Source organism: Kutzneria chonburiensis, from assembly GCF_028622115.1.
Classification (GTDB): Bacteria; Actinomycetota; Actinomycetes; order Mycobacteriales; family Pseudonocardiaceae; genus Kutzneria; species Kutzneria chonburiensis.
This window is the reverse complement of record NZ_CP097263.1, coordinates 6,390,774-6,414,526: the sequence shown is the minus strand read 5'-3', so window position 1 is coordinate 6,414,526 and position 23,753 is coordinate 6,390,774. Positions and strand designations below refer to the sequence as shown.

Sequence of the window (23,753 nt, the reverse complement as noted above, 5' to 3'; positions counted from 1 at the left end):
GCGGCACAGCCCACAAGGGCGGCGGGAATATTCGGAACGCTTCGAAAGCATTGTACGCGTCAGATACAGGCCTTGCCGTCAACTAATCCGAAAGTGTGAAAAGCGTCCCGACAGGCATCTCCGAGGCATCCTCGGCCGTCTTGTAGGTGTCGGGGGACAAGGGGGATGCAATGGGGGCATTGCACAGCGCGACGAAACCGGCGCCGCCGGATCGTCGTGAGAGGGTGGACGCCTTGCTGGCGCGATACAGCTTTCCGCTGCTTCGCGTCACGCTGGGTCTGGTGATTTTCGGATTCGGTTTTCTCAAGTACTTCTCCGGCGTGAGCCCGGCCCAGGACCTGGTGCTGCACGTCAACCGGATCCTGTCGCTGGGACTGGTGCCGGACCAGGTGGCGCTGCCGGTGTTCGCGACGGTCGAGAGCCTGCTCGGACTGTCGCTGATCACCGGCAGGGGACTGCGCTACGTCGTGTATCCGCTCACGCTGTGGGCGGTCGCGATCCTGTCTCCGCTGGTCCTGTTCCCGGCGGAATTGTTCAGCGGGCCGGACCACGCGCCGACGCTGGCCGGCCAGTACGTGCTGAAGGACATCATTCTGCTCGCCGCCTGCCTGGTTGTCATGGCGCGGGTACGCAACAACGCACGGGGGTTGTGACAATGGAAACAGTATTTCGGGCCAGCGCGCCGGTTGCCGATGCCGGGCCGGATCTCGGCCCGCTGCTGGAACTGCCGGGCACCTGGGTCGGCAACGGATTCAATCTGATCTCACGGCCGGACCAGCACAACAACAAGCCGTTCTTCCTGGAGCTCAACACCACCCGGGAAACGCTGTCGTTCACGCCGATCGGGGCGCCGATTCCGAACCGGGGCAGCGGTCAGGACGACATCTTCTTCCTCGGCGTGCACTATCTCCAGCAGATCAGCGATGGCGTCACCAGCGGGGCGCTGCACCTGGAACCGGGCATGTGGCTGAACGTGCCGGCGACCACGGATCCGGTCGCGCCGGCCAGCGTGGTCCGGATGGCGACCATTCCGCACGGCGACGCGCTGCTGGCCCAGGGCTCCTCGCTGGTCGTCGACGGGCCGCCGGTGATCGCGCCGGCCGACTCCACGCCGACCTTCTCCACCGGCCCCAACGTGGGGCAGAAGCTGACCGGGGCCTACCTGGACCCGTTCACCACCACGCCGCTGCCGCCCGGCATCCCGGCCGGCGCGATCGCCGACCCCAACGTGGTGCTGACCGAGGCGATCAGCCAGCAGAAGATCGTCGAGACCACGGTGCTGATCATCAGCACCACCACGGACGTCGGCGGCACCACCGGCGGCATCCAGAACATCCCGTTCGTCGTCAAGAACGCCAACGCGACGGCGTTGAGCGCGATCTTCTGGATCGAGAAGGTGCAGAACGACGACGGCAGCACCTTCATGCAGCTCCAGTACACCCAGCAGGTCACGCTGGACTTCCTGGGCATCAACTGGCCGCACATCCAGGTGGCCACGCTGGTGAAGCAGTAGACAGTGCGCGGCGGCCCAAGGCCGCCGCGCACACCCCATCAAGCGAGCGACACCCCGGCCAGGTCCAGCGCCGCGCGGACCATGGCCGCGGTGGCGTCCACATCGGACATCAGCAGCGGCACGTTGCGCACCGCGACGCCGTCCACGACCGCCTTGTCCTCGGGCGCGATCAGCCAGCCGTCCAGCACGCCGTCGGCCTTGCGCGAGCCGTAGTGCCGGCCGACGGCCTCGGCGCTGGTCTCGACGCCGATCGCGGTCAGGCAGGCATCCGCCATGCCCCGCACCGGCGCGTTGCCGATGATCGGGGAGATGCCGACCACGCCCGCTGAGGTCGCACGCACGGCCTCACGCACGCCCGGGATGGACAGCACGGTGCCCACACTGACGACCGGATTGGACGGCGCGAACAACACCGCGTCCGCGCCGGCGATCGCGTCCAGCACGCCGGGCGCGGGCTTGGCCTCGTCGGCGCCGATCGGCACGATCGAGTGCGCCGGCAGCTCGGCGTGGTACCGGATCCACCACTCCTGGAAGTGGATCGCGCGCCGCTCGTCCTCCGAGCCCGGCACGTCCACCACGACGTGCGTCTCCACCTGGTCGTCGGTCATCGGCAGCAGCCGCACGCCGGGCTGCCAGCGGGCGCACAGCGCCTCCGTGACCGCGGACAGCGGATATCCCGCGCGCAGCATGCGGGTCCGTACCAGGTGGGTGGCGATGTCGCGGTCGCCCAGCCCGAACCACGGCGCCTCGGCGCCGTAGGCGGCCAGTTCCTCCTTGACCCGCCAGGTCTCGCCGGACAGCCCCCACCCGCGCTCGGTGTCGATACCGCCGCCCAGGGTGTACATGCAGGTGTCCAGGTCCGGGCAGATACGCAGGCCGTGCAGCCACACGTCGTCGCCGGTGTTCACCAACGCGGTGATTTCTGCCCCTTCGGGCAGCGCCGCCTTCACGCCGGTCAGGAACCGCGCTCCGCCGACGCCGCCGACCAATACCACGACCTTCACAGGGCGCAATCCTTTCACGCTTGCGGGTGAATTCTCAGCGGGTCCAGAACCGGAACAGGTAGCTGCCGTCACCGGCGTGGCCGATGTCGCCGCCGAGCACGTCGAACAGCCCGCGGCCGATGGTGAAGAACACACTGCTGACCGCCGGCACGGCGAACAGCAACACGAACAGCACCAGCGGGGCCCACGGCCGCACCCGCACCGCGACCGCCTGCGCCTCGCGCGACAGCCACGGCGCGATCACGCCGAAGCCGTCGAATCCCGGCACCGGCAGGATGTTCAGCAGGAAGGTGAGCACCTGCAGGAACGCCAGGTAGGCGAAGGCCATCTGCAGGCCCTCGGGCAGCGGGGCGAACAGCACGACGACGTTGAGCACCAGCCCGATCGCCAGGTTGAACAGCGGGCCGGCCAGCGAGACCAGAGATTCGACAGGTTTCGATCGCAACGCCCAGTGATTGATGAGCACGGCGCCGCCCGGAAGGGGAATACCTCCGATGAGCAGGAACACCAAGGGCAGCACGATGCTCAACACCGGGTCGGTGTAGCGGCGCGGGTCCAGGGTCAGGTAGCCACGCACCGCGACCTCGTGGTCGCCGCCGCGGAAGGCCACCAGGGCGTGGCCGAACTCGTGCAGGCACAGGGAAACGACCCAGCCGCCGACGACGAAGAGCACGACGCCCGCGGTGAGCAGCCAGCGGTTGCCGACGTAGGGGTCGGCCGCCGGCAGCGCGCACAGCACCGCACCGATGACTGTGACGCCCAGCAGGCCGAGGAAGAGGGGCTCGGTCGCACCGATGATCGGTTCACATCCACCAGTGTGCCCGGTGGCGGTGGGTGACCACGTCCGGTATGACCAGGTGGCAGCGCCTGTTCGCCCTGCGTGACGGTGTCCCCCGACGTAAGTACTTCGCTTGACCCCTTGCAACGACACGGGTGTAATCACATTGGTGTCATTCACCGTCGAGGGGGCGGTGGGTGGTGTCCGCCAACCGGGGAGTGCGGAAGGCGAGGAGGCGGACGGACATGGAAATAGAAGGAGGCCGCGTCGTGGAAGCGGCCGAGATCGTCGGCATCGGCGCGCCCGCGCGCGAGTTCGGCCTGCTGGAATCCGGTGAGAGGGATTTCACGGTGCTGGACGGGGTGTTCGACGGTGACGACGAAGAGCAGGAGTGGCAGGAGCGCGCCCTGTGCGCGCAGACCGACCCCGAGGCGTTCTTCCCGGAGAAGGGCGGTTCCACCCGGGAGGCCAAGCGGATCTGTCAGGGCTGCGAGGTGCGCTCGGAGTGCCTCGAGTACGCACTGGCCCATGACGAGCGCTTCGGCATCTGGGGCGGGCTGTCCGAACGGGAACGCCGGAAGTTGAAGAAGAGGCCCGCCTAGCAGGCTCAACCCACCGGGCAGCTGGCCCGATGATCAGTCGTACGGTGTGCTCGACGCACCGACGATGGGAGTGGCCAGTTGCCCGGTAAGGCCCAGCCGGTCCTGCGCACGGCACCGGTGCTCGCGGTGCTCGTGTGCCACGACGGCGAGCCGTGGTTGCGGCTGGCGCTGTCCGCGCTGCGGCGCTCGATGCCGCGCCCTCGGCACGTGATCGCGGTGGACACCGGATCCCGTGACCGGACGCCGAAGTTGTTGGCGGAAGCGGCATCCGGCGACAAGCCGGTGCTGGACGGCGTGCTCACCCTGCCGCGTGGAACCGGTTTCGGGGACGCCGTGCGGGCCGCCGTCGACCATGCCGTGCAGCGCTGGGGCGATCCCGGACGCTGGCTGTGGCTGCTGCACGACGACAGCGCGCCGGAGCCGGACTGCCTGGCCGCGCTGCTGGCCGCGACCGAGATGTCGCCGGCCGCCGGCGTGCTCGGGCCGTTGGGTCTCGACTGGAACGACCCGAACATCGTGGTGTCGGCCGGATTGTCCACGGATTCATCCGGTCATCGGCAGACCGGCATCTCCGCGCTGGAGAGCGCGCAGGCCCGGTATTTCGAGCAGAGCACCGAATCCCTGGCCGTCAGCTCGGCCGGCTCGCTGATCGGCCGCGAGCTGTGGGACCGGCTCGGCGGCTACGACCCGGCGCTGCCCATGCTCGGCGACGACCTCGACTTCGGTTGGCGGGCAAACAAAGCGGGTAGCCTCGTGTTGTCCGTGCCGACGGCCCGGCTGCGGCATGCGCGCGCGGCCACGGTCGGCGAACGCCGCCTGGACGCGCTGGCCGCGCCGCCCGGGCCATTCCTGCGCGGGGTGGCACGGGCCCACGGCGTGCGTACTTTCCTGGTCAACTGCGGGGTTTTCTCCTTCCTGATCGGCCTGCCCCGGCTGGTCCTGCTGTGCTTGTTGCGGGCGCTGGGCTTCCTGCTGCTGCGCCGGGGCTCGGACGCGCGCGCGGAGATCGGCGCGATCCGCTACCTGCTGTCCGGGCGGGGCCGGCTGCTGTCCGCTCGGGCAGACCGGCGGCGGATTTCGGTCGCCGGGCAAAAAAGTGTGCGCGGGTTGTTCACCAGCCGCCTGACCCGGTTGCGTAACACGTTCCGTAGTGGACTGGCCGTGCTGGTTCGGCGTCGGGTGCAGGCCGACGCCGAGTTGGGTCGGCTGCCGGCGTCGGACGCGGCCCCGTCGCCGTGGCTGAACCCTGACGACACAGGAAGTTCCAAGCTTCCGGTCGGACCACAGGCCCTGCCGGCCGGCGCGCTGCGTGGTGCGCGGCGTGGCCCCGCCGGTCTGCGGCAGCCCGCCGCCGTGGTCGTGCCGGTCGCGGCCCAGGCCCCGCCGGGACTGCGCCCGAGTCCGCGGCCACGGCCGTCGCCGCGACGACGGGACGAGGAAGCACCCAATCCGCTGGCCGATCTCATGATCGTCGAGGTCGATCGGGGCGCGGTGATCCGGCAGCTGCTGCTGTCGCCGGCACTGTGGACGTTCGTCGCGTTGTCGGTGCTCGGCGTACTCGTCAACGCCGGCCGGCTGGGCACGGATCTGGTCGGCGGCCGGCTGCTGCCCGTGCAAGACCTCGCCGCGACCTGGTCCTCGTACCTCGCGACGTGGCATCCGGTGTCCGGCGGCACAGCCGCGCCGGCCCCGGCGGCGTTGGCAGTACTGGGAAGTCTCGGCGCGGTGCTCGGCGGTCCCAAGGCCGCCGTGGCCGTGTTGCTGTTCGGCGACCTGCCGCTGGCCGGCGTCTCGGCGTACGTGGCCACGCGGCGAATGCGTGTGGCCAGGCCGATTCGCGCGCTCATCGCCGCCACGTACGCCCTGCTGCCGGCCGCCGGGACCGCGGTGTCGCAAGGCCGTCTGGACGTCGTGATGGTGCACCTGCTGCTGCCGCTCGTGCTCGCCGGCGCGGCAACCTTGTTGCGGGGCAACGCTCCTGGCACCTGGGTGGCCACTGTGGCCAGCACGTCCATCGGCCTTGCCGTGATCGGGGCCTTCTCGCCGCTGACGCATCTGCTGGTGCTGGTGGGCATTCTGATCGGCTTCGTGGCCGTGCCGGGGCACCGCCGCGTGCTGGCGCTGTTCGGAATCGTGTTGCTGCCCTTGGCTTTGCTGTTGCCATGGCCGGCGGTTGTGTTGCAGCATCCCGATGTTCTGCTGCACGGCATCGGCGCGCGACTGTCCGACCCGGCCGAGCCGTGGACCCGGATCGTCACCCTTGATCCGGGTGGGCCAGGGCCCTGCCGGTGATCGGCGCCTTCGTCGTGGTGGCCGGGGTGAGCGCGGCGGTGCTGCGGGCCAACCGGAACGTGCTGCCCGGGCTGACCGTCGCGATCGGCGGCGCGGTCGTAGTGGGGTTCCTGTGGCAGAACCAGATCTGGACCGGCGCGCCGATGCTGGTGCTCGGCGCCGGTCTGCTGCTGATCGTGCTCGGCGCGTGCGTGCCGGCTCCGGTCGTGTGGGAAATCCCGCACCTGCGGTTCGCGGCGATCAGCGCCGCCGTGGTGGTGGTCGGGTTCCTGGCCGCCAGCGCCCTGATCGCCGGCCGGCAGGGGCCGCTGCGGGACGGCGGCGATCCTCGCTTCGTGCCGGCCATCGCCAACGAGCTCGCCAAGACCGGGGAGACGGTGCTGGAGCTGGCCAACCACGGCCGTCCCACCCGGCTGTCGGCCGGCGGCCTGGCCGGCTTCGGCGACGACGACCTCGTGCCGGTGCCGGGGGCGGCCGAGCGGCTGGCCAAGCTCGGCACGGACCTGATCGGCACGGACCGTGACGCCGCCAAGACCGCCGTCGCGCAGCTCGCGGTCGACGGGGTCAGCTACGTCGTGCTGCCGGACGCCGACGCCGCCGGGCGGCTGCACGACGCCGTCGGCGACCTCGCCTCGGCGTCGCCGCCGATGTCCGACGGCCGGCCCGTGGTGCGCGTGCAGCTGGCCAACAGCCACGTGGTGCTGTTGGCCCCGCAGCAGGCGCAGAAGGCCGTCACCGGCGGCACGCCGCCCACCGAGCTCGGGGCGCCCGGCATCGCGCCCGTGGACGCCCTACCGCCCGACGTCGCCGTGCGCGTGTCGGACGGCCCGAGCGGCCGGCTGCTGGTGCTGGCCGCCGAGGACGAGCCCGGCTGGCGCGCGACCGTCGACGGCCGTCCGGTGGCGACCGTGCGGGCCTGGGGGCACCTCATCGCCGTCCCCGTGCCGACGACCGCCGCCGACGTGACCGTGGACCAGTCCGGCACCCTGCGGAGCTTCCTGCTCCTCGTGCAGGCCGCGTTCCTGTTGTTCACGGTCCTGACGGCCATTCCCAGTCGCAAACCCGTGGTTTCACGAACTTCTTAATCGCCGTCGATGACGTCCGGATCGAGGCCGAGGTAGCTGGCGATCTGCTCGACCAGCACATCGTGCACAAGATCGGCGAGATCCGCCCCGTCCTTGGCCCGTGCCTCCAGCGGCCGGCGGTACAGCACGATGCGTGCCCGGGTCGGCACGCCGCGTCGGTCCACCCCGGCCGGCACCAGTCTGGCCAGCGGCACGTTGCCGTCGTCGACGACACCGTCCTCCCAGCTCAGCTCGTCGTCCGGGCCGACATGCACCTCCGGCACGTCGTCGACCGCGACGTCCAGCTGGGTCAGCTCGGTCCGCCAGCGCGCCTCGATCGGCTCCAACGCCTCGATCACGAGCGCGTCGAACCGCTCGGCCCGGCTGCGGGCCGCCGGCAGCGTCGCCGGATAGAGCGGTCCGCGCAGGCCACGGCCGTGCCGGTCGCGACTGCGGCGTCCCCGACGCCTGGATCCTCGAGCCATCACCACGGCCAGTCAGCGTACGCGGAGGCGTGTCACCCGCGTGCCTGCACGCCGCCAAGAGTGGGAAGCGCTATCGTCAGCGATCGTGCGGAGCGTGAGGCGGTGCTCGCGAACCGGGTGTACGAACCCGGCAGTCGCCACGCTCACCTACGCCTATGCGGACTCCACCGCGGTCGTCGGACCCCTGGCCACCTACTCCGAACCGCACAGTTACGACCTGTGCGAGGAGCACGCCATGCGGCTCACGGTGCCCCGCGGCTGGGAGGTCGTCAGGCATGAGGGTGAGTTCGCCGCTCCCGAGCCGTCGGTCGACGACCTGACGGCCCTGGCGGAGGCGGTGCGGGAGGCCGGCCGGGCCGACCGACCGGTGGACCGGGTCGACCCGACCCGGATCGACCCGATGGGGGCCCAGCGACGGGGCCACCTGCGGGTGTTGCCCGACCCGATCGAGGACTGAACGCGCCGGTAGGCTGGCACAGACCCATCCGAGCTACCGGGGAGAAGGCGTGCCCGACCTGTCTGCGATCGTCAAGGCCTACGACATCCGTGGGGTGGTCGGCGAGCAGCTGGACGCCGCCGTGACCCGGGAGCTCGGCGCGGCCTTCGCCAAGCTCGTCGGCGGACCGTCCGTGGTCATCGGGTACGACATGCGCGACTCCTCGCCGGAGCTGTCGGCCGCGTTCGCCGAGGGGGTGACCAGCCAGGGCGTCGACGTCGTGACCATCGGCCTGGCCAGCACCGACATGCTCTACTTCGCCTCCGGCAAGCTCCAGCTGCCCGGCGCCATGTTCACCGCCAGCCACAACCCGGCCAAGTACAACGGCATCAAGCTGTGCCGGGCCGGTGCGGCGCCGGTCGGGCAGGACAGCGGCCTGGCCGAGATCCGCGAGTGGGCCGAGCAGGGCGTGCCGGCGGTCGAAGGCCGTCACGGCAGCGTGAGCGAGCGCAACATGCTCGCCGAGTACGCGGCCTACCTGCGCCAACTGGTCGACCTGAGCGGCATCCGGCCGCTGAAGATCGCCGTCGACGCCGGCAACGGCATGGGCGGGTACACGGTCCCCGAGGTGTTCGCCGGGCTGCCGATCGAGGTCGTCCCGATGTACTTCGAGCTGGACGGCAACTTCCCCAACCACGAGGCCAACCCGCTGGACCCGGCCAACCTGGTCGACCTGCAGCGCAAGGTCGTCGAGGTCGGCGCGGACGCCGGACTGGCCTTCGACGGCGACGCCGACCGCTGCTTCGTGGTGGACGCCGACGGCAACCCGGTCTCGCCCAGCGCCGTGACCGCCCTGGTCGCCGTGCGCGAGCTGGCCAAGGACCCGGGCGGCACGATCATCCACAACCTGATCACCTCGCGCTGCGTGCCGGAGATCGTCGAGGAGCACGGCGGCAAGCCGGTGCGCACCCGCGTCGGGCACTCGTTCATCAAGCAGCGCATGGCCGAGACCGGCGCCATCTTCGGCGGCGAGCACTCCGCCCACTACTACTTCCGCGACTTCTGGCGGGCCGACACCGGCATGCTGGCCGCCATGCACGTGCTGGCCGCGCTGGGCGAGCAGGACAATCCGCTGGCCGAGCTGACCGCCGAGTACAACCGCTACGAGGCGTCCGGCGAGGTCAACTCCACCGTCGCCGACCAGGCCGCGTCCACCGAGGCCGTGCGCGCCGCCTACGCCGGCCGGGACGGCGTGACCTTCGACGAGCTCGACGGAATGACCGTCGACCTCGGCGACGGCCGCTGGTTCAACCTGCGCGCCTCCAACACGGAGCCGCTGCTGCGGTTGAACGTGGAGGCACCCGACGCGGGCGCGGTCGCCGCGCTGCGCGACGAGGTGCTGGCCATCGTCCGGCGCTGAGACTTGCTTCGCTAGGGAGGAACCCCGATGGCCGTCCAGCTCGACCCGCAGCTGCTGGAGATCCTGCGCTGCCCGTCGCCCGACCACGCGCCGCTGCGCCCCGGCACCCCGGACGACGCCGACGCGGACATGCTGACCTGCACCGAGTGCGGCCGCGGCTACCCCGTCCAGGACGGCATCCCGGTGCTGTTGCTGGACGAGGCGGTGCCGCCGGCGGGCGGCCAGGTGGGCTGACGTGCTCGACGACACCCTGCTCGACGACCCGTCCCGGCTGGCCGACACCGACACCGCCGGGCTGCTGCGCGCGGCGGCGATGGCCGGTGCGCAGGTGCGCGCGGTGGCCGAGTCCGCCGAGGAGGCGGGCGTCGAGCGGCTCGCCGAGGACCGGCCGCGAGCCCTGGTGCTGGTCACCCGGCCCGGCATCGGCGTGGCCGCGTCGCAGCTGCTGGCCGCGCTGCTGACCACGGCGTGCCCGGTGCCGGTGGTGCTGGCCGAGGCGGTGCCGAGCTGGATCGGCGCCCTCGACCTGGTCATCGCGCACACCGACGACCCGGGTGACGTCGTGCTGGCCGAGTCCCTGGACCGGGCCACCCGGCGCGGCGCGCGCGTGATCGTGACGGCGCCGCCGGACGGCCCGGTGGCCGCCGCGGCCGCCGGTCGCGGTCTGCTGCTGCCGCCACGGATCCCGGTGCCGACCGGCTTCGGCTTCGCGCGGGCGCTGACCGCGGGTCTGGTCGTCGTGGGGGCGCTGGGGCTGCTGCGTACCGACATCGCCGAGCTGGCCGACGAGCTCGACCGCGAGGCCGAGCGCGACCACCCGATGCACGAGTCGTTCGTCAACCCGGCCAAGAGCCTCGCGCTGCGCGTGGCCGACCGCACGCCGCTGCTGTGGGGCCTGGACCAGGCCGCCACCGCCGTCGCGTGGCACGCCGCGTTCGTGCTGGCCAGCCACGCCGGCGTGGTCAGCGACGTGGCCGGCTACCAGCAGGCCATCGGCCGCGCGGCGCTGCACCGCGCCGCCGTGCAGTCCAGTTCCGGCGGCGACCTGTTCGCCGACCCCGATGACGAGCAGCTCACCCAGCCCCGGGTGCTGCTGCTGTCCGTGTCGCGTGGCGACGCCGCCGAGGCGACCCGCCGCGCGGCCGAGGCGACCCTCGCCGGCGCCGACGTGATCCGGCTCGACGAGGTCACCGGTGGCGACGCCACCTGCGCCGCTGTGCTTGCCCTGCGTTTCGAGCTGGCCGCCCTCTACCTGGGGCTCGCGGCCGGCACCATCGGCGGTCCCGGCTACTTCGCCCCGGCCGCCGTGTGAGGGAGTGACGACGAGTGGAGTTGCTGCACAACGCGGTGCGTCCCTACGCATGGGGCTCGCGCACCGCGATCGCCGAGCTGCTCGGCAAGCCCGTGCCGGCGCCGCACCCCGAGGCCGAGCTGTGGATGGGGGCGCATCCCGGCGGCCCGTCACACCTGGTCGAGCCCGACGGTGACGAGCGCTCCCTGCTCGACGTGCTCGCCGCCGACCCGGACGGCCAGCTCGGGCCGGCGCTGGCCGCGCGCTGGGGCGGTCGGCTGCCGTTCCTGCTCAAGGTGCTGGCCGCCGACGAGCCGCTGAGCCTGCAGGCCCACCCGTCGGCCGAGCAGGCCGCCGCTGGCTACGCCCGTGAAGAGGCGGCCGGCATCCCGCGGGACGCCAAGAACCGCAACTACCCGGACCCGACGGCCAAGCCCGAGCTGATCTGCGCGCTGACCGAGTTCCACGCGCTGGCCGGCTTCGCCTCGCCGGAACGCACCGTCCGGCTGCTGCGCGGCCTGGACGCACCGGGGCTGGCCCACTACACCGAACTGTTGGCCGGCCAGCCCGACGCCGACGGCCTGCGCGCGCTGTTCACCACGTGGATCACGCTGCCCCAGCAGGCCCTGAGCCAGCTGCTGCCGCAGCTGCTGGACTCGTGCGTGCGGCAGGTCAAGGACCGCGGCGAGTTCGACCTGGAGTGCCGGACCGTGCTCGAGCTGGGCGAGGCCTACCCGGGCGACGCCGGTGTGCTGGCCGCCGTGCTGCTCAACCGGATCGTGCTCAAGCCCGGCGAGGCGATCTTCCTGCCGGCCGGCAACCCGCACGCCTACCTGCGCGGGACCGGCATCGAGATCCTGGCCAACTCCGACAACGTGCTGCGCTGTGGGCTCACCCCCAAGCACGTGGACGTGCCGGAACTGCTGCGGGTGCTGGACTTCTCGTACGGACAGATGCCGGTGCAGCGTGGCGACGAGGTCGCCCCGCACAACTTCGTCTACCCGACGCCGGCGGCCGAGTTCGAGCTGTCCCGGTTGGCGTGGGACTCGGCCGGCCGCCCGGTCCGGATCGACCACGCCGGGCCGCAGGTGCTGATCTGCATCGACGGGGCGGTCACGCTGCGCCGTGACGACGGCGTCGAGCTGCCGCTGACGCGCGGCGAGTCGGCCTGGCTGGCCGCCGCCGACCCGGCCGTCGAGGTCGTGCCGACGAGCGCGCCGGCCGCGGTGTTCCGGGCCACTGCCGGGGTTGATTTGCCCAACAACTAGGGTTTTGTCCCATGTCAGCAGGGGGCGGTACCAAAGCCATTGTCGCCGCGCTGAGCGCCAACGCCGGCATCGCGGTCGCGAAGTTCGTCGGATTCGCCGTGACGGGGTCGTCGTCGATGCTCGCCGAGGGCGTGCACTCGGTCGCCGACACCGCCAACCAGGGGCTGCTGCTGCTCGGCAAGCGCACTTCCCAGCGCAAGGCCGACGCCGAGCACCCGTTCGGCTACGGCCGTGACCGGTACTTCTACTCGTTCGTCGTGGCGCTGCTGCTGTTCACGCTCGGCGCCCTGTTCGCCATCTACGAAGGCGTCCACAAGGTCGAGGCGCCCGAGCCGCTCGAAGCGCCGTTCGTGGCGGTGATCATTCTGGGGCTCGCGGTGCTGCTGGAGGGCTACAGCTTCCGCACCGCCATGGCCGAGTCGCGGGAGCTGCGCGGCAGTGCCAGCTGGTGGCAGTTCATCCGGCAGGCCAAGGTGCCCGAGCTGCCCATCGTGCTGCTCGAGGACACCGGCGCCCTGTTCGGCCTGGTGTTCGCCCTGTCCGGCGTGGTGCTGTCGCTGGTGACCGGCAACCCGGTGTGGGACGGCATCGCCACCGTCGCCATCGGCGCGCTGCTCGGGCTCATCGCCGTCGTGTTGATCATCGAGATGAAGAGCCTGCTGATCGGCGAGGGGGCCTCGCCGGAGCTGCTGCGCACGATCGTGCGGGAGCTGGAGGGCGGCAACGTGGAGCGGGTGATCCACATCCGCACCCAGTACCTCGGTCCGGAGGAGATCCTGGTCGCCGCCAAGATCGCCTTCTCCGGCACCGCGACCGTCGCCGAGGTCGCCCGGTCCATCGACGATGCGGAGGTTCGGGTGCGATCCGCGGTCCCGGCGGCCCGTCTGATCTACCTGGAGCCCGATCTCGATAGGACTGCTCGGTAAGGTCGGTTCCCGACATCGGCGTCTGGGGAGAGTGCATGGCTGGCAGCGGGCTGTTTCGCACCAAGTCGATCGAGCAGTCGATCGCCGACACCGACGAGCCGGACACCAAGCTCCGCAAGGATCTCACCGCGTGGGACCTGACCGTGTTCGGTGTGGCCGTGGTGATCGGTGCCGGCATCTTCACCGTGACCGCCAGCACCGCCGGCAACGTCGCCGGGCCGTCCGTGGTGATCTCGTTCATCATCGCCGCCATCGCGTGCGGGCTGGCCGCCCTGTGCTACGCCGAGTTCGCCTCGACCGTGCCGGTGGCCGGGTCCGCGTACACGTTCTCGTACGCCACCTTCGGCGAGTTCGTGGCGTGGATCATCGGCTGGGACCTCGTGCTCGAGTTCGCCCTGGCCGCCGCCGTCGTGGCCAAGGGCTGGTCCGCCTACCTGTCCCAGGTGCTCGGGCTGTTCGGTCTTGACGTGCCGACCATCGTGGCCCTCGGCCCCGTCGACTTCGACTGGGGCACCGTGCTCATCGTGCTCGTGCTGGGCACCCTGTTGGCCGTCGGCACCAAGCTGTCGTCCCGGTTCAGCCAGGTCATCACCGCCATCAAGGTCGCCGTCGTGCTGCTGGTGATCGTCGTCGGCATCGGCTACGTCAAGGCCGCCAACTACACGCCTTTCGTGCCGCCCGCGCAGCCTTCGTCCTCCGGCTCCCTGAACCAGTCGCTGTTCTCGTTGATCGCCGGCGGGCAGTCCAGCTCCTTCGGCATCTTCGGCCTGCTGGCCGCCGCGTCCGTGCTGTTCTTCGCCTTCATCGGCTTCGACATCGTCGCCACCACAGCGGAGGAGACCCGCAACCCCCAGCGCAACGTCCCCCGAGGCATCCTCGGCTCGTTGGGCATCGTCACGGTGTTGTACGTGGCCGTTTCCCTGGTCGTCACCGGCATGGAGCCGTACACCAAGCTCGCCACCGGGGCCGATGGCACCAAGAAGACCCTCGCCACCGCTTTCGCCGACAACGGCGTGCACTGGGCCGCCACTGTCATCGCCATCGGCGCCCTAGCTGGTCTCACCACCGTCGTCATGGTCCTACTGCTCGGTCAGACCCGGGTCCTGTTCGCCATGTCCCGTGACGGCCTCATCCCTCGCGGCCTGGCCAAGACCGGCCGCCATGGCACCCCCGTGCGTTCCACCATCCTCGTCGTCGTCGCCGTGGTCATCGCCGGCGGCTTCTTCCCCTCCGGCGACTTGGAGGAGATGGTCAACGTAGGGACCCTCTTCGCCTTCGTCTTGGTGTCCCTCGGTGTCATCGTCCTCCGCCGCACCCGCCCCGACCTCCCCGAGGCTTCCGCACGCCCCTCGTCCCCCTCGTGCCCGTCCTCGCCGTGTTGGCCTGCCTCTGGCTCATGCTCAACCTGGCCGTCTTCACCTGGGTGCGTTTCGTCATCTGGATGGCCATCGGCGTTGTCGTCTACTTCGCCTACGGCATCAGGAAATCCACCTTGGCCACGTCGACAAAGGTCTGATTCCGCCTTTCCCGCGCACCGTTCCGTCGGGCCGTTCGGGTGATCCCCGACAGGCCCGACGGACTGATCGGAACCGGTCGCTCGGCCCTACCGTCTCAGGTACCGTGCTGGGTTGAGTAACACGAGCGGGAGGGCAGGCCATGCTGGCGCCGGACGGTGGCGGAGGGGCCGAGGGCTTCGCGGGAGCGGCCCTCGGGATCACCGCGATGCAGCAGAACTACGTCAACCTCAAGGGCGCCGTCGACTCCGGCCAAGTCACGATCACCCCGGACGCCGCCACCAACGCCGCCAAGGCTTGCCGCGACCAGAAGGACGACTTCGTTCTGCTGCAGCAGAGGGCCCAGCAGGTGGCGCGGCACGCGCAGACCCTGAAGATGGGCGATTGCGCCGAAGGAGGGTCATTGCGTAGCACTTTTCAGCAAAAGGCGCAGGGTGGCCAGAATTCGGCGTACGACCTCTTCGGGCAAGCGGCGGAGATCATGGAGAATATGGCCAAAACGTATGAGGCCGCCGGCAAGATGTATCATGAGACCGATCAGGCTAATGCGCAGGCGTTCAAGGGGAAGATGTGACCAAGTCTTGTCGTGTCGCGGTCGGTTTGATTGTGGTCGCCGGCTTTTTTCTCGTCGCCTGCAATAATGGTGTGTCCGGAGACCCCAGCCCGACCGGGTCGAGCACTTCTGCGAATGCCGGTGCCGACGCGTCGCTGAACAAACTCGACCCGTGCACCTTGCTCACCACGCAGGAGCTTCAGCAGTACCAGGTGCGGACCAAGGGTGAGCCGCTGAACTCCTCGGACGAGCAAGGCTGCGGCTTCCTCGGCTCGCCGGACAGCCTGTCGCGGGGAATCAATCTGACCAAGTCGAAGGACTCCGTCGCGGACTATGTGAGTCGCAAGGACGGCTATGTCAAGTTCGCGACGAACACCGTGAACGGTCGCGACGCCGCCCAGGTGCAGATTTCCAAGTCGAACACGGAATGCTCGCAGATCATCGCGGTCGGCTCCGGCACCGTAAGTGTCGCAGTCACCAGTGACAAGTCGGGGGATCCGTGCGGGGACGCGCTGCAGATCGCGAAGGTTGTCGAGCCGCGGCTGTCGAAGTAGGTAGGGGGAGGGGACATGAGTTGGCTCGGGGATGCCTTTGACACGGTAGTCGATGCTGGCGCTTCAGTGCTGGGAATCGACGGTCCGTCGCAGAGCAACGCCAACCAGCAGCAGTACAACCAGGCGAACCAGCGGGGGAACCAGCAGCGCGGCCAGTACAATAACCAGGCCAAGCAGTACGAGCAGCAGGGCGGCGGCGGATACGACCCGGCCGGCATCACCAAGCAGACCAACTGGGCGTCGATGGACCACGGCCAGATCAAGCAGATTTCGGACGGCCTCCAACCGGGACCGATCGGCGACCACGGCAAGGAGTGGGCCGACCTCGGCACGGCTCTGACGCAGAGTACGACCAAGTTCAACAGCGCTATCAACAGCGCGCTGAACGGCAATTGGACCGGTGCCGCCGGTGACGCGGCATTGCAGGCCCCGCAGGGAATCGTGAGCTGGGGGCAGGATCTCAGCGCCCAGATGCAGTCGGCTGGCGCGCAAGCGCAGTCGGTGTCGGCGACCGCCGAGCAGGTCAAGTCCACCGTGCCGCCGCCGAAGGACTTCAGCTGGGGGAAAGCGGCGGTGAGCGGGATCGCGTTCGGGCCGTTCGGGGCGGGGGCGAGCGCCTATGCGCAGCACCAGGAGCAGCAGGAGGCGAAGGAGCAGGCTGTTCGGGTCATGAGCAGCGTGTACTCGCCGAACTACATGAACGCGGCGAACACGATGCCGGCGTTCACCGGGCCGACGGATCCGACGCAGCCTCCGCCGCCTCCCCCGCCGCCGCCCATCTCGGAGTGGCCGCCGCAGCCGCCGCCGGGGGACACCCGCCGGTTGGGCACACGAAGTACAACCCGAACCAGGTGGGCGGCACGAACAACCCGGGTAGCAACCAGCAGGGCCAGCATCTGAACCAACCGCCGGGCTACCAGCAGCAGCCGATCCTGACGGATCAGAACGGCTCGCTGCCGCCGGTGCCGCCGACGGGCACGACGACGCAGAGCACGAACTACCCGGGCATCGGCCAGGACGGGAACGGGCAGTACGTGCCGAACCCGCCGGGATATCCGGGCAGCGGCGGCCGGGGCGGCGGTCAGGGTGGCGGCGGCGGAGGCTTCATGCCGCCGACGGGCGCCGGTGGCTTCGGTGGCGGCGGAGGCGGCGGCTACGGATCGGGCGGTGGCGCGGGCGGCTTCGGCGCGGGCGGGGCGAAGGGCTTCGGCTCGGGGGCGACCTCGGGCGCGCGGGCGGGTGCCGGCGCGGCGGCGGGCTTTGGCGCGGAAGAAGAAGGCGGTATGCGCGGCGGCGGCATGGCCGGGAGGCCGGGCGCGGCGGGTGCAGCGGGACAGGGCGGCATGGGCGCCGGCGGCCGGGGCGGCAAGAAGGAAGAGGACAAGGAACACAAGTCCGCCGCCTACCTGGTCAACGACGACAACGCGAACGACATCGTGGGCGATCTGCCGCCGACGGTCCCGCCGGTGATCGGCGGCTGACGGCACGATGCAGACGGTGCGTTGGCGGCTGACGCCGCTGCAGTTCGACTTCGTGTGGGAGGGCCTGGCGGCGGGCGAACTGCCCTTCCCGTTCCAGGTCCGCTCGCACGGCGAGGACGACGTGGAGCGCTCACACCTGCGCCGCCAGGCGGCGTTCGAGCTGCGCCAGATGGGCATGACCAGGGGCGACGACCTGGACCCTGAGCTCAAGGACGCGCTGACGGCCCTGGTGCGCAACGACTACGTGCTGGACTCGGTGTGGCTGCCGCTGGAACCGGAGGGCATGTCGCCGGTGCGCACGATCGCGGCCCGCACGGGCCATCGGGCGACGCTGGCGGTGCAGCTGCCGGGCGAGACCGAGCACACGGGCGGTGACGTGCTGCTGGCCGACATCCCGTCGGAGGCGATGGTGCCGGCGGTGGTGGCGGAGCTCCCGCCGGCGCCGCCGGGCCACCATCCGGCGTTGTCGGTGCCGGTGGCGCAGCGCAACCAACCTCGCCAGGACGACTACGACGGCGGGGTGATGGTGGCCTCGCAACAGGGTTACGACCGAGCCAGCCGTGAGCGGCAGGCGGTGGAGCAGCTGACCCAGGCCCGGCACCTGCGCGCGGGCGAGCTGGGCGCGACGTTCCGCGACCTGCAGGGCCGCAAGGTCCGCTCGGGCGTGCTGCGCTGGTTCGACAACGTGGACGACGGGCGCTACCTGATGCTGCACGAGCAGGACTACGGCGGCCAGCGCGTGATCGTGCAGCCGGCCGACGCGAACGCGATCGGCCAGCGGCTGCACAACCTGCGTTAGGCGATCTCGAGCAGTACGGGCCGCAGCGCCCAGCTGAACGCGGCGGTGTTGTCGATGAGCGCGGGGGAGGCCAGCACCTGGTTGAACCCGCGCCGCATCCAGAACTGCCCGCGCACCGGCAGCTCAGTGATCATCAGGTGGAACGGACGCACGGCCCGGGCCAGCTCGGAGCCGACGTCGCCGACCAGGTCGGTGATCCACATCCGGGAGCTGTCCCGGTGCCGGCCGTGCCGCAGCTCGTGCCGCGTGAGCTGGGCGTCCCACTGCCGGATGGGCTCGATGAGCGCCCCGAGCGCCCGGCACACGGCCGGCCACCGGGCCATCCAGCGGTCGTCGCCTAGCGACATGCCGTCGAGGATGCCGTCGAACCAGTGCAGCCACTCCTCGGAGACGGCGGCACGGTCCACCCCGGGCGCGGGCAGCACGGGCACCCACGGGTCGGTCGGCGGGTAGGGGTCATGGGGCACGCTCAACGCGAGCACGTCCCGGAGGAAGAGGGCGGTGCGGACGTCCGGTCGGACCCCGATCTGCAACGTCCAGGTGGGTTGGCGTTCGGCGAGCATGGCTGACCTCCCTCGGGCGGGGAAGGTGATCTTCCACACACAGAATGAGGCAGCGCCCGCGTTCACGCCAGTGCGCGGGCACAACGTAGCTTGTCTGTTATGAGCACGCTGCTGTGCCTGGACATCGGGTCGACGTGGACGAAGGGCGCCCTGGTCGCCGAGGACGGGTCTCTTGTGGGGACGGCACAACATCCCACCACTCCGCCGGAAGTGCTTGATGGGATTGCATCCGTCACCACTCGTTTGGGCGCTCAAGGTCGGCCGGTGCTGGCCTGCTCGAGTGCCGGCGGCGGTCTGCGGTTGGCCGTTGTCGGCCAGGAACGGTTGGTGAGCGCGGAAGCCGGCTACCGGGTGGCGCTGTCGGCCGGCGCCAAGATCGTTCATATTGTTGCGGGGCAACTGAATGGCGCGGCGATCCGTGAACTTCGTGCCACCCGGCCGGATCTGGTGCTGCTGGCCGGCGGCACCGACGGCGGCGACCGCAGCGTGCTGCTGCACAACGCGAAGCGGATCGCGGCCAACCGGCTGAAGCCGCCGATCGTGTTGGCGGGCAACGCGGAGGCCCGGGCGGAGGCGGAGGCGCTGCTGCGTGACACGGGCCGCACGGTGGTGGCGACCGACAACGTGCTGCCGGACGTGGGCGAGCTGGCGCCAGGCCCGGCGCGCGCGGCGATCCGGGAACTGTTCCTGCGTCACGTGATCGGTGGCAAGGGACTGTCCAAAGGCAACACTTTTCGCAACCTGGTCAAGGCGGTGACGCCGGACGCGGTGCTCGGCGGCGTGTCGCGCCTGGCGGCGATCCTGGCCGCCCGCGAGGCCGGCGCGGTACTGGTGGTCGACGTCGGTGGTGCGACGACGGACGTCTACTCGGCGGTGTCCACTGTGGATGAGAACGCCATGCAGCGCACAGTGGCGTTGCCGTCCGACCGTCGCACGGTCGAAGGTGATCTCGGCATGCGCTGGTCCGCCCCGGGCATCGTGTCCGAGGCGAAGGCGGAACGCCTTGACACGCCATACGACCTGGAGAGCGAAGCGGAAAAACGATCGACCACTGTGGACTGGATTCCGGACGACGATCACGGCCGGGACGTGGACGCGACACTGGCCGGACTCGCCGCGGTGCTGGCGGTGCGCCGGCACCTGCGGCTCGTCGACGGCCAGCTCGGCCCCAAGGGCGCCGGCCTGTTGGTGCTGTCCGGCGGCGTCTTCCGACACGCAACACCTGAGCGCCTGCAACACATCGAGGACCGCCTTCGCGCGGATCCGGTGCTACGCCCGGTGTTGCGCAACGCGGCCGTCATCGTCGACCAGCGTTATGTGCTGGCGCCGGCCGGCCTGCTGGCCGACGCCGGTCGCGTGGACACCGCCGATGCGTTGCTGGCCAACCACTTCAGTGCTTGAAGTTCCACAGCGTCAGCGGCGGCTCGGCCACGTCGAGCCCGGCCGCCGCGGCGATCGCGTGGTCCCACTCCGGATCGGACGTGTAGTCGCGGTGCCGTAGCACGCCTGGGCTCCAACGACGTCCGGCGACCGGGCCGTGCTGCGGATCGGGCAGCCAATGGTCGCCGCCGAGCACCAGCGCCCCGCTGGGGCTGCGCTCGGCGGCGGCCAGGGCGCCCTCGAAGCCGACCCCGAGCAGCTGCCCGTCGAACGCCTGCCGCTCCCACGTCGTCACACCGCCACCGATGGCATCCGTGCCGCGGCACACCGCCCGCCACCGGCCGTTCATGGCCTTGGCCAACTCGGCCAACGAATCGTGTGACACGACCGCCGGAAACGCCCGCGGATAAGCCCATTGCAACGGCGACCCAGCGGTCACCAACCCGACGCGTTCACGCTCGTGTGCCGGCAAGGTGTCCAACAACCGTGCCGCGGCAACGGTTGCGAGCAGGCTGCCCTGGCTGTATCCGGCCAGCACCACCCGAGTTCCCGGATCGGCCAGGTGTTCTCGCGCCCGGGCAACGAGTTCCGGCACGGCCTTCAACGCATAACACGGCGGCACGAGCGGATGCGCCTCGCGCGGCCAGAAACCGGCAATGTCGTTGAGCAGCCCCAACTGTCGCGCCGCCCCCGGCGACTTCGTCGCCACGTAGACCTGACGCAGCGCGCCGATCGCGAACGCGCCCAGGGCGGTGATCCCGATGCCCGGCATGGGTTGCGCCCACCATGGCAGGTCAACCCCACGTACCTGCATCAGAAACGACACCAGGGTGCCGGCGGACAACACGCCGGCCGTGCCCAGAAGCGCGTGGTGGGCATGGTTTCGCTTCAACCGCGCTGCTCGCCACGCCTTCGCCGCATGTGCGGCGTCCTCCGGCTTTCCTCCGTGCAGCAGGTCGATCTCGACGGGCTTGCGCCCACGCGGCAGCACAAAAATCGCCGCCCCGACCAGCCCGACGATCACGGCCAGCACCGCCGCGACGCCCCACAGCGTTGTCACGTAACGATATCCCGGCGGCAGCTGCAACGCGTCGTCACCCAGCGCCTTCTGCACGGTGATCGCGACACCGGCCCCGAACCCGCCGCCGAGCAGCGCAGCGATCACCAACACCGGTGCCGCCATCCATCCCCCGGCCCACGGCCGCAGCGACGCCGGCAGCTCCGACCACCCTCCCCGAGCCAACAGGGCAGCCGGAATCAACACCAGCCCGAAAGCAATGCACACCACGCCGAGCACCGCCGCGATCGACTCCACGGTCGGATCAGTGCCGGGCAGGTGCTGCCCATGACTGGGCATCGGCGTCAGCGCCGCCGCGCAGAATTCGAGCACCGTCACCACAACCAGTGTTCGACGGGCCCATGGCCTGAACCACCGGCCCTCGGTTGGCGCGTCCAACGCCAATGTGATCAGCACGCTCAACCCGATCAGCACCCACGCGCCCACCCACGCCGCGAACACCCGGTCCGACGACGGCGCGAACGGACCACCGGTGGCCAGCAGCGCAGCCGACGCCAATCCGGCCGTGGCGTGCAGCACATGCAGCGCCGGGGCGTCCGGATCGGCGGCGATCCTCGCCCCGGGCAGCAGGTCCCGCTGCGGCGCCGGTGACGGCTTGTGCACCTTCCAGTCGATCGCCGACAGCTGGTGCAGCAGCACCACCACGATCAGCACCGGCGCCAGCCCGATCGGCGCCCGCCATGGCCGGAGCTGCGAGAACTGGTCCAGCCACTGCCCGGCGACCAGGTCGAGGCTGACCACCGTCAACTGCGTCACCAGCAGCATCGTCAACGCCAGCGCCGCCAGCCGCACCAGCGACCGCAGCGTGCCACCGAGCAAGCGCCCGGTCGGCGGCAGCATCCAGTGCGTCATGTTGGCCAGTGAGAACGGCAGCAGCAGCGCCCACGCGGCCTTGGCCACGCCGCCGGAGGTCATGGCGCTCCACAGGTAGCCCTCGACGGTGCGCGGCACCGGCCGGCCACCCGCCTGGAGCACGGGCCCGGGGGCCGGTCTGCGCAGCCGGTCGGCCGGGCGCACGAGCCGGCCGACGCCGTCACCAGCTACGTCCACCGCGACGACCGCGTCGACCAGTGACTCGGGTGTGGTCCCCATAACACCGTGCACCCGAAGTTCGATGACACGGGTGTCGGGTCCTGCTATCAGCACGGGGGCCATCCTGAGGCATCCAGCGGTCTTGGACCCGCGTCCGAGCCCCCGGCGTGGCGGACCGGCTAGTGTGCATTGCCGACGACCAACTGGCTATGGAGGACTCCACGATGACGGCGATCGCCCCGCCGAAGCTGCAAAACCGCAATGGTGTCGACTTCGCCGTCGCGGACCTGTCGCTGGCCGAGTTCGGCCGCAAGGAGATCCGCCTGGCCGAGCACGAGATGCCCGGCCTGATGGCGCTGCGCCGGGAGTACGCCGAGGTCTACCCGCTCAAGGGCGCGCGGATCTCCGGCTCGCTGCACATGACCGTGCAGACCGCGGTCCTGATCGAGACCCTGGTCTCGCTGGGCGCCGAGGTCCGCTGGGCCTCGTGCAACATCTTCTCCACGCAGGACCACGCGGCCTCGGCCATCGTGGTCGGCCCGCACGGGACCGAGGAGGAGCCCAAGGGCGTGCCGGTGTTCGCCTGGAAGGGCGAGACCCTGCCCGAGTACTGGTGGTGCACCGAGCAGATGCTGACCTGGCCGGACGGCCAGGGCCCGAACATGCTGCTCGACGACGGCGGCGACGCCACGCTGCTGGTGCACAAGGGCACCCAGTACGAGGCGGCCGGCGTGGTGCCGCAGCCCGAGGAGGACGACGCCGAGGAGTGGAAGGTCATCCTCGAGGTCCTGCGCAACAGCCTCGACGCCGACGCCGAGAAGTGGACGAAGATCGGCAAGAGCATCCGCGGCGTGACCGAGGAGACCACCACCGGCGTGCTGCGGCTGACCCAGATGGCCGCCGCCGGTGAGCTGCTGTTCCCGGCGATCAACGTCAACGACTCGGTGACCAAGTCGAAGTTCGACAACAAGTACGGCATCCGCCACTCGCTGATCGACGGCATCAACCGCGGCACCGACGTGCTGATCGGCGGCAAGGTCGCGGTGGTCTGCGGCTACGGCGACGTCGGCAAGGGCGCGGCCGAGTCGCTGGCCGGCCAGGGCGCGCGGGTCATCGTCACCGAGATCGACCCGATCTGCGGCCTCCAGGCGGCGATGGACGGCTACCAGGTGGCCACCCTGGAGTCGGTGCTGCCGATCGCGGACATCGTGATCACCACCACCGGCAACAAGGACGTGGTGATGGCCCACCACATGGCCGAGATGAAGCACCTGGCGATCCTGGGCAACATCGGCCACTTCGACAACGAGCTGGACATGGCCGGCCTGGCCAAGGTGCCCGGCGTCCGCCGGATCACCATCAAGCCGCAGGTCGACGAGTGGGTCTTCCCCAGCGGCAAGTCGATCATCGTGCTGTCCGAGGGGCGCCTGCTCAACCTGGGCAACGCCACCGGCCACCCGAGCTTCGTGATGTCGAACTCCTTCTCCAACCAGACGATCGCCCAGGTCGAGCTGTTCACCAAGTACAAGGAGTACGACAACGAGGTCTACGTGCTGCCCAAGCACCTGGACGAGAAGGTCGCCAAGATCCACCTGGCGGCGCTGGGCGGCGAGCTGACCAAGCTCACCAAGGAGCAGGCCGAGTACATCGGCGTCGACGTCGAGGGCCCGTTCAAGCCCAACGCGTACCGCTACTGAGTTAGTGCTTGCAAGGGGCCCTT

23 protein-coding genes and 1 pseudogene are annotated in these 23,753 nt (G+C 70.4%); 19 read left to right on the top strand and 5 right to left on the bottom strand.

The features are described 5' to 3' along the window. Nucleotides 1-170: 170 nt before the first annotated feature. The gene (locus M3Q35_RS29120; protein WP_273935753.1) at nucleotides 171-653 is read left to right on the top strand and encodes a hypothetical protein; all 483 of its coding nucleotides are present in this window, start codon (nucleotides 171-173) and stop codon (nucleotides 651-653) included. A 2-nt stretch (nucleotides 654-655) separates the two neighbouring features. Then, complete coding sequence (locus M3Q35_RS29115) at nucleotides 656-1,513, top strand: heme-binding protein (protein WP_273935751.1); 858 nt, start codon at nucleotides 656-658, stop codon at nucleotides 1,511-1,513. A 38-nt stretch (nucleotides 1,514-1,551) separates the two neighbouring features. Here M3Q35_RS29115 and cofD read toward each other — a convergent pair whose 3' ends face one another. Beyond that, the gene (gene cofD / locus M3Q35_RS29110; protein ID WP_273935750.1) at nucleotides 1,552-2,517 is read right to left on the bottom strand and encodes a 2-phospho-L-lactate transferase; all 966 of its coding nucleotides are present in this window, start codon (nucleotides 2,515-2,517) and stop codon (nucleotides 1,552-1,554) included. Between the two features lie 34 nt (nucleotides 2,518-2,551). Continuing rightward, nucleotides 2,552-3,256, bottom strand: coding sequence for a site-2 protease family protein (locus M3Q35_RS29105; RefSeq protein ID WP_273935749.1), 705 nt, complete (start codon nucleotides 3,254-3,256; stop codon nucleotides 2,552-2,554). 389 nt (nucleotides 3,257-3,645) lie between these two features. On the opposite strand from M3Q35_RS29105, the gene M3Q35_RS29100 reads away from it, so the two are divergent. The 3 genes from M3Q35_RS29100 to M3Q35_RS48580 all read left to right on the top strand — a co-directional run bounded on the left by M3Q35_RS29100 (nucleotide 3,646) and on the right by M3Q35_RS48580 (nucleotide 7,274). After that, nucleotides 3,646-3,897 (top strand): WhiB family transcriptional regulator, encoded by a 252-nt coding sequence (locus M3Q35_RS29100; protein ID WP_184868888.1) that lies wholly within the window; start codon nucleotides 3,646-3,648, stop codon nucleotides 3,895-3,897. Between the two features lie 78 nt (nucleotides 3,898-3,975). Then, nucleotides 3,976-6,189, top strand: coding sequence for a glycosyltransferase family 2 protein (locus tag M3Q35_RS29095; protein ID WP_337960483.1), 2,214 nt, complete (start codon nucleotides 3,976-3,978; stop codon nucleotides 6,187-6,189). Continuing rightward, a complete protein-coding gene (locus tag M3Q35_RS48580) occupies nucleotides 6,186-7,274 on the top strand; it encodes a hypothetical protein (RefSeq protein ID WP_337960482.1) in 1,089 nt (362 codons plus the stop codon). Before M3Q35_RS29095 ends, M3Q35_RS48580 begins: the two co-directional genes overlap by 4 nt. Here the strand turns inward: M3Q35_RS48580 and M3Q35_RS29090 are convergent. Continuing rightward, nucleotides 7,271-7,738: a metallopeptidase family protein gene (locus tag M3Q35_RS29090; protein WP_184868889.1), complete on the bottom strand. Its 468-nt coding sequence runs from the start codon at nucleotides 7,736-7,738 to the stop codon at nucleotides 7,271-7,273. The two genes, M3Q35_RS48580 and M3Q35_RS29090, sit on opposite strands and share 4 nt — an antisense overlap. An 85-nt stretch (nucleotides 7,739-7,823) precedes the next feature. On the opposite strand from M3Q35_RS29090, the gene M3Q35_RS29085 reads away from it, so the two are divergent. From M3Q35_RS29085 to M3Q35_RS29030, 12 genes and pseudogenes are all read left to right on the top strand, one after another. Then, nucleotides 7,824-8,195, top strand: a complete 372-nt coding sequence (locus M3Q35_RS29085) for a DUF3499 domain-containing protein (RefSeq protein ID WP_273935748.1) — start codon at nucleotides 7,824-7,826, stop codon at nucleotides 8,193-8,195. A 49-nt stretch (nucleotides 8,196-8,244) separates the two neighbouring features. Then, the gene (locus M3Q35_RS29080) at nucleotides 8,245-9,594 is read left to right on the top strand and encodes a phosphomannomutase/phosphoglucomutase (protein ID WP_273935747.1); all 1,350 of its coding nucleotides are present in this window, start codon (nucleotides 8,245-8,247) and stop codon (nucleotides 9,592-9,594) included. Between the two features lie 27 nt (nucleotides 9,595-9,621). After that, complete coding sequence (locus M3Q35_RS29075; protein ID WP_273935746.1) at nucleotides 9,622-9,828, top strand: Trm112 family protein; 207 nt, start codon at nucleotides 9,622-9,624, stop codon at nucleotides 9,826-9,828. A 1-nt stretch (nucleotide 9,829) separates the two neighbouring features. Continuing rightward, nucleotides 9,830-10,906, top strand: coding sequence for an SIS domain-containing protein (locus tag M3Q35_RS29070; protein WP_273935745.1), 1,077 nt, complete (start codon nucleotides 9,830-9,832; stop codon nucleotides 10,904-10,906). Nucleotides 10,907-10,920: 14 nt separating this feature from the next. After that, nucleotides 10,921-12,153, top strand: a complete 1,233-nt coding sequence (manA, locus tag M3Q35_RS29065) for a mannose-6-phosphate isomerase, class I (protein WP_273935744.1) — start codon at nucleotides 10,921-10,923, stop codon at nucleotides 12,151-12,153. 11 nt (nucleotides 12,154-12,164) lie between these two features. Continuing rightward, on the top strand, nucleotides 12,165-13,079 hold the full coding sequence (locus M3Q35_RS29060) for a cation diffusion facilitator family transporter (protein WP_273935743.1): 915 nt from the start codon (nucleotides 12,165-12,167) through the stop codon (nucleotides 13,077-13,079). Nucleotides 13,080-13,114: 35 nt separating this feature from the next. Then, nucleotides 13,115-14,595 (top strand): annotated as a pseudogene (locus M3Q35_RS29055) (amino acid permease). A 140-nt stretch (nucleotides 14,596-14,735) separates the two neighbouring features. Continuing rightward, entirely contained in the window at nucleotides 14,736-15,167 is a 432-nt protein-coding gene (locus M3Q35_RS29050) for a hypothetical protein (RefSeq protein ID WP_273935741.1), read from the top strand. After that, nucleotides 15,164-15,700 (top strand): DUF3558 domain-containing protein, encoded by a 537-nt coding sequence (locus M3Q35_RS29045; protein WP_273935740.1) that lies wholly within the window; start codon nucleotides 15,164-15,166, stop codon nucleotides 15,698-15,700. The genes M3Q35_RS29050 and M3Q35_RS29045 overlap by 4 nt, the downstream gene beginning before the upstream one ends. A 15-nt stretch (nucleotides 15,701-15,715) precedes the next feature. After that, nucleotides 15,716-16,600 carry a PPE domain-containing protein gene (locus M3Q35_RS29040; protein WP_273935738.1) on the top strand — a complete coding sequence of 295 codons (885 nt, stop codon included), beginning with the start codon at nucleotides 15,716-15,718 and terminating at the stop codon, nucleotides 16,598-16,600. Further along, nucleotides 16,552-17,181 (top strand): hypothetical protein, encoded by a 630-nt coding sequence (locus M3Q35_RS29035; protein WP_273935736.1) that lies wholly within the window; start codon nucleotides 16,552-16,554, stop codon nucleotides 17,179-17,181. Before M3Q35_RS29040 ends, M3Q35_RS29035 begins: the two co-directional genes overlap by 49 nt. Nucleotides 17,182-17,197: 16 nt before the next feature. Next, nucleotides 17,198-17,980: an ESX secretion-associated protein EspG gene (locus M3Q35_RS29030; protein WP_273935735.1), complete on the top strand. Its 783-nt coding sequence runs from the start codon at nucleotides 17,198-17,200 to the stop codon at nucleotides 17,978-17,980. Here M3Q35_RS29030 and M3Q35_RS29025 read toward each other — a convergent pair. After that, entirely contained in the window at nucleotides 17,977-18,543 is a 567-nt protein-coding gene (locus M3Q35_RS29025; RefSeq protein WP_273935734.1) for a hypothetical protein, read from the bottom strand. The genes M3Q35_RS29030 and M3Q35_RS29025 overlap by 4 nt on opposite strands. Before the next feature lie 99 nt (nucleotides 18,544-18,642). On the opposite strand from M3Q35_RS29025, the gene M3Q35_RS29020 reads away from it, so the two are divergent. Beyond that, nucleotides 18,643-19,944: a glutamate mutase L gene (locus M3Q35_RS29020; RefSeq protein WP_273935733.1), complete on the top strand. Its 1,302-nt coding sequence runs from the start codon at nucleotides 18,643-18,645 to the stop codon at nucleotides 19,942-19,944. Here the strand turns inward: M3Q35_RS29020 and M3Q35_RS29015 are convergent. After that, on the bottom strand, nucleotides 19,934-22,093 hold the full coding sequence (locus M3Q35_RS29015) for a hypothetical protein (protein ID WP_273935732.1): 2,160 nt from the start codon (nucleotides 22,091-22,093) through the stop codon (nucleotides 19,934-19,936). The genes M3Q35_RS29020 and M3Q35_RS29015 overlap by 11 nt on opposite strands. A gap of 164 nt (nucleotides 22,094-22,257) precedes the next feature. On the opposite strand from M3Q35_RS29015, the gene ahcY reads away from it, so the two are divergent. Continuing rightward, nucleotides 22,258-23,730: an adenosylhomocysteinase gene (ahcY, locus tag M3Q35_RS29010; protein ID WP_273935731.1), complete on the top strand. Its 1,473-nt coding sequence runs from the start codon at nucleotides 22,258-22,260 to the stop codon at nucleotides 23,728-23,730. The last annotated feature ends 23 nt before the right edge of the window (nucleotides 23,731-23,753 follow it).

Excerpts from the sequence above, each read along its gene's own strand:
- M3Q35_RS29060 (WP_273935743.1), top strand. The coding sequence starts at position 12,165 with ATGTCAGCAGGGGGCGGTACCAAAGCCATTGTCGCCGCGCTGAGCGCC.
- M3Q35_RS29025 (WP_273935734.1), bottom strand. The coding sequence starts at position 18,543 with ATGCTCGCCGAACGCCAACCCACCTGGACGTTGCAGATCGGGGTCCGA.
- M3Q35_RS29020 (WP_273935733.1), top strand. The coding sequence starts at position 18,643 with ATGAGCACGCTGCTGTGCCTGGACATCGGGTCGACGTGGACGAAGGGC.
- M3Q35_RS29040 (WP_273935738.1), top strand. The coding sequence starts at position 15,716 with ATGAGTTGGCTCGGGGATGCCTTTGACACGGTAGTCGATGCTGGCGCT.
- M3Q35_RS29115 (WP_273935751.1), top strand. The coding sequence starts at position 656 with ATGGAAACAGTATTTCGGGCCAGCGCGCCGGTTGCCGATGCCGGGCCG.
- M3Q35_RS29050 (WP_273935741.1), top strand. The coding sequence starts at position 14,736 with ATGCTGGCGCCGGACGGTGGCGGAGGGGCCGAGGGCTTCGCGGGAGCG.
- ahcY (WP_273935731.1), top strand. The coding sequence starts at position 22,258 with ATGACGGCGATCGCCCCGCCGAAGCTGCAAAACCGCAATGGTGTCGAC.
- M3Q35_RS29015 (WP_273935732.1), bottom strand. The coding sequence starts at position 22,093 with ATGGGGACCACACCCGAGTCACTGGTCGACGCGGTCGTCGCGGTGGAC.
- M3Q35_RS29090 (WP_184868889.1), bottom strand. The coding sequence starts at position 7,738 with ATGGCTCGAGGATCCAGGCGTCGGGGACGCCGCAGTCGCGACCGGCAC.
- M3Q35_RS29075 (WP_273935746.1), top strand. The coding sequence starts at position 9,622 with ATGGCCGTCCAGCTCGACCCGCAGCTGCTGGAGATCCTGCGCTGCCCG.
- M3Q35_RS29120 (WP_273935753.1), top strand. The coding sequence starts at position 171 with ATGGGGGCATTGCACAGCGCGACGAAACCGGCGCCGCCGGATCGTCGT.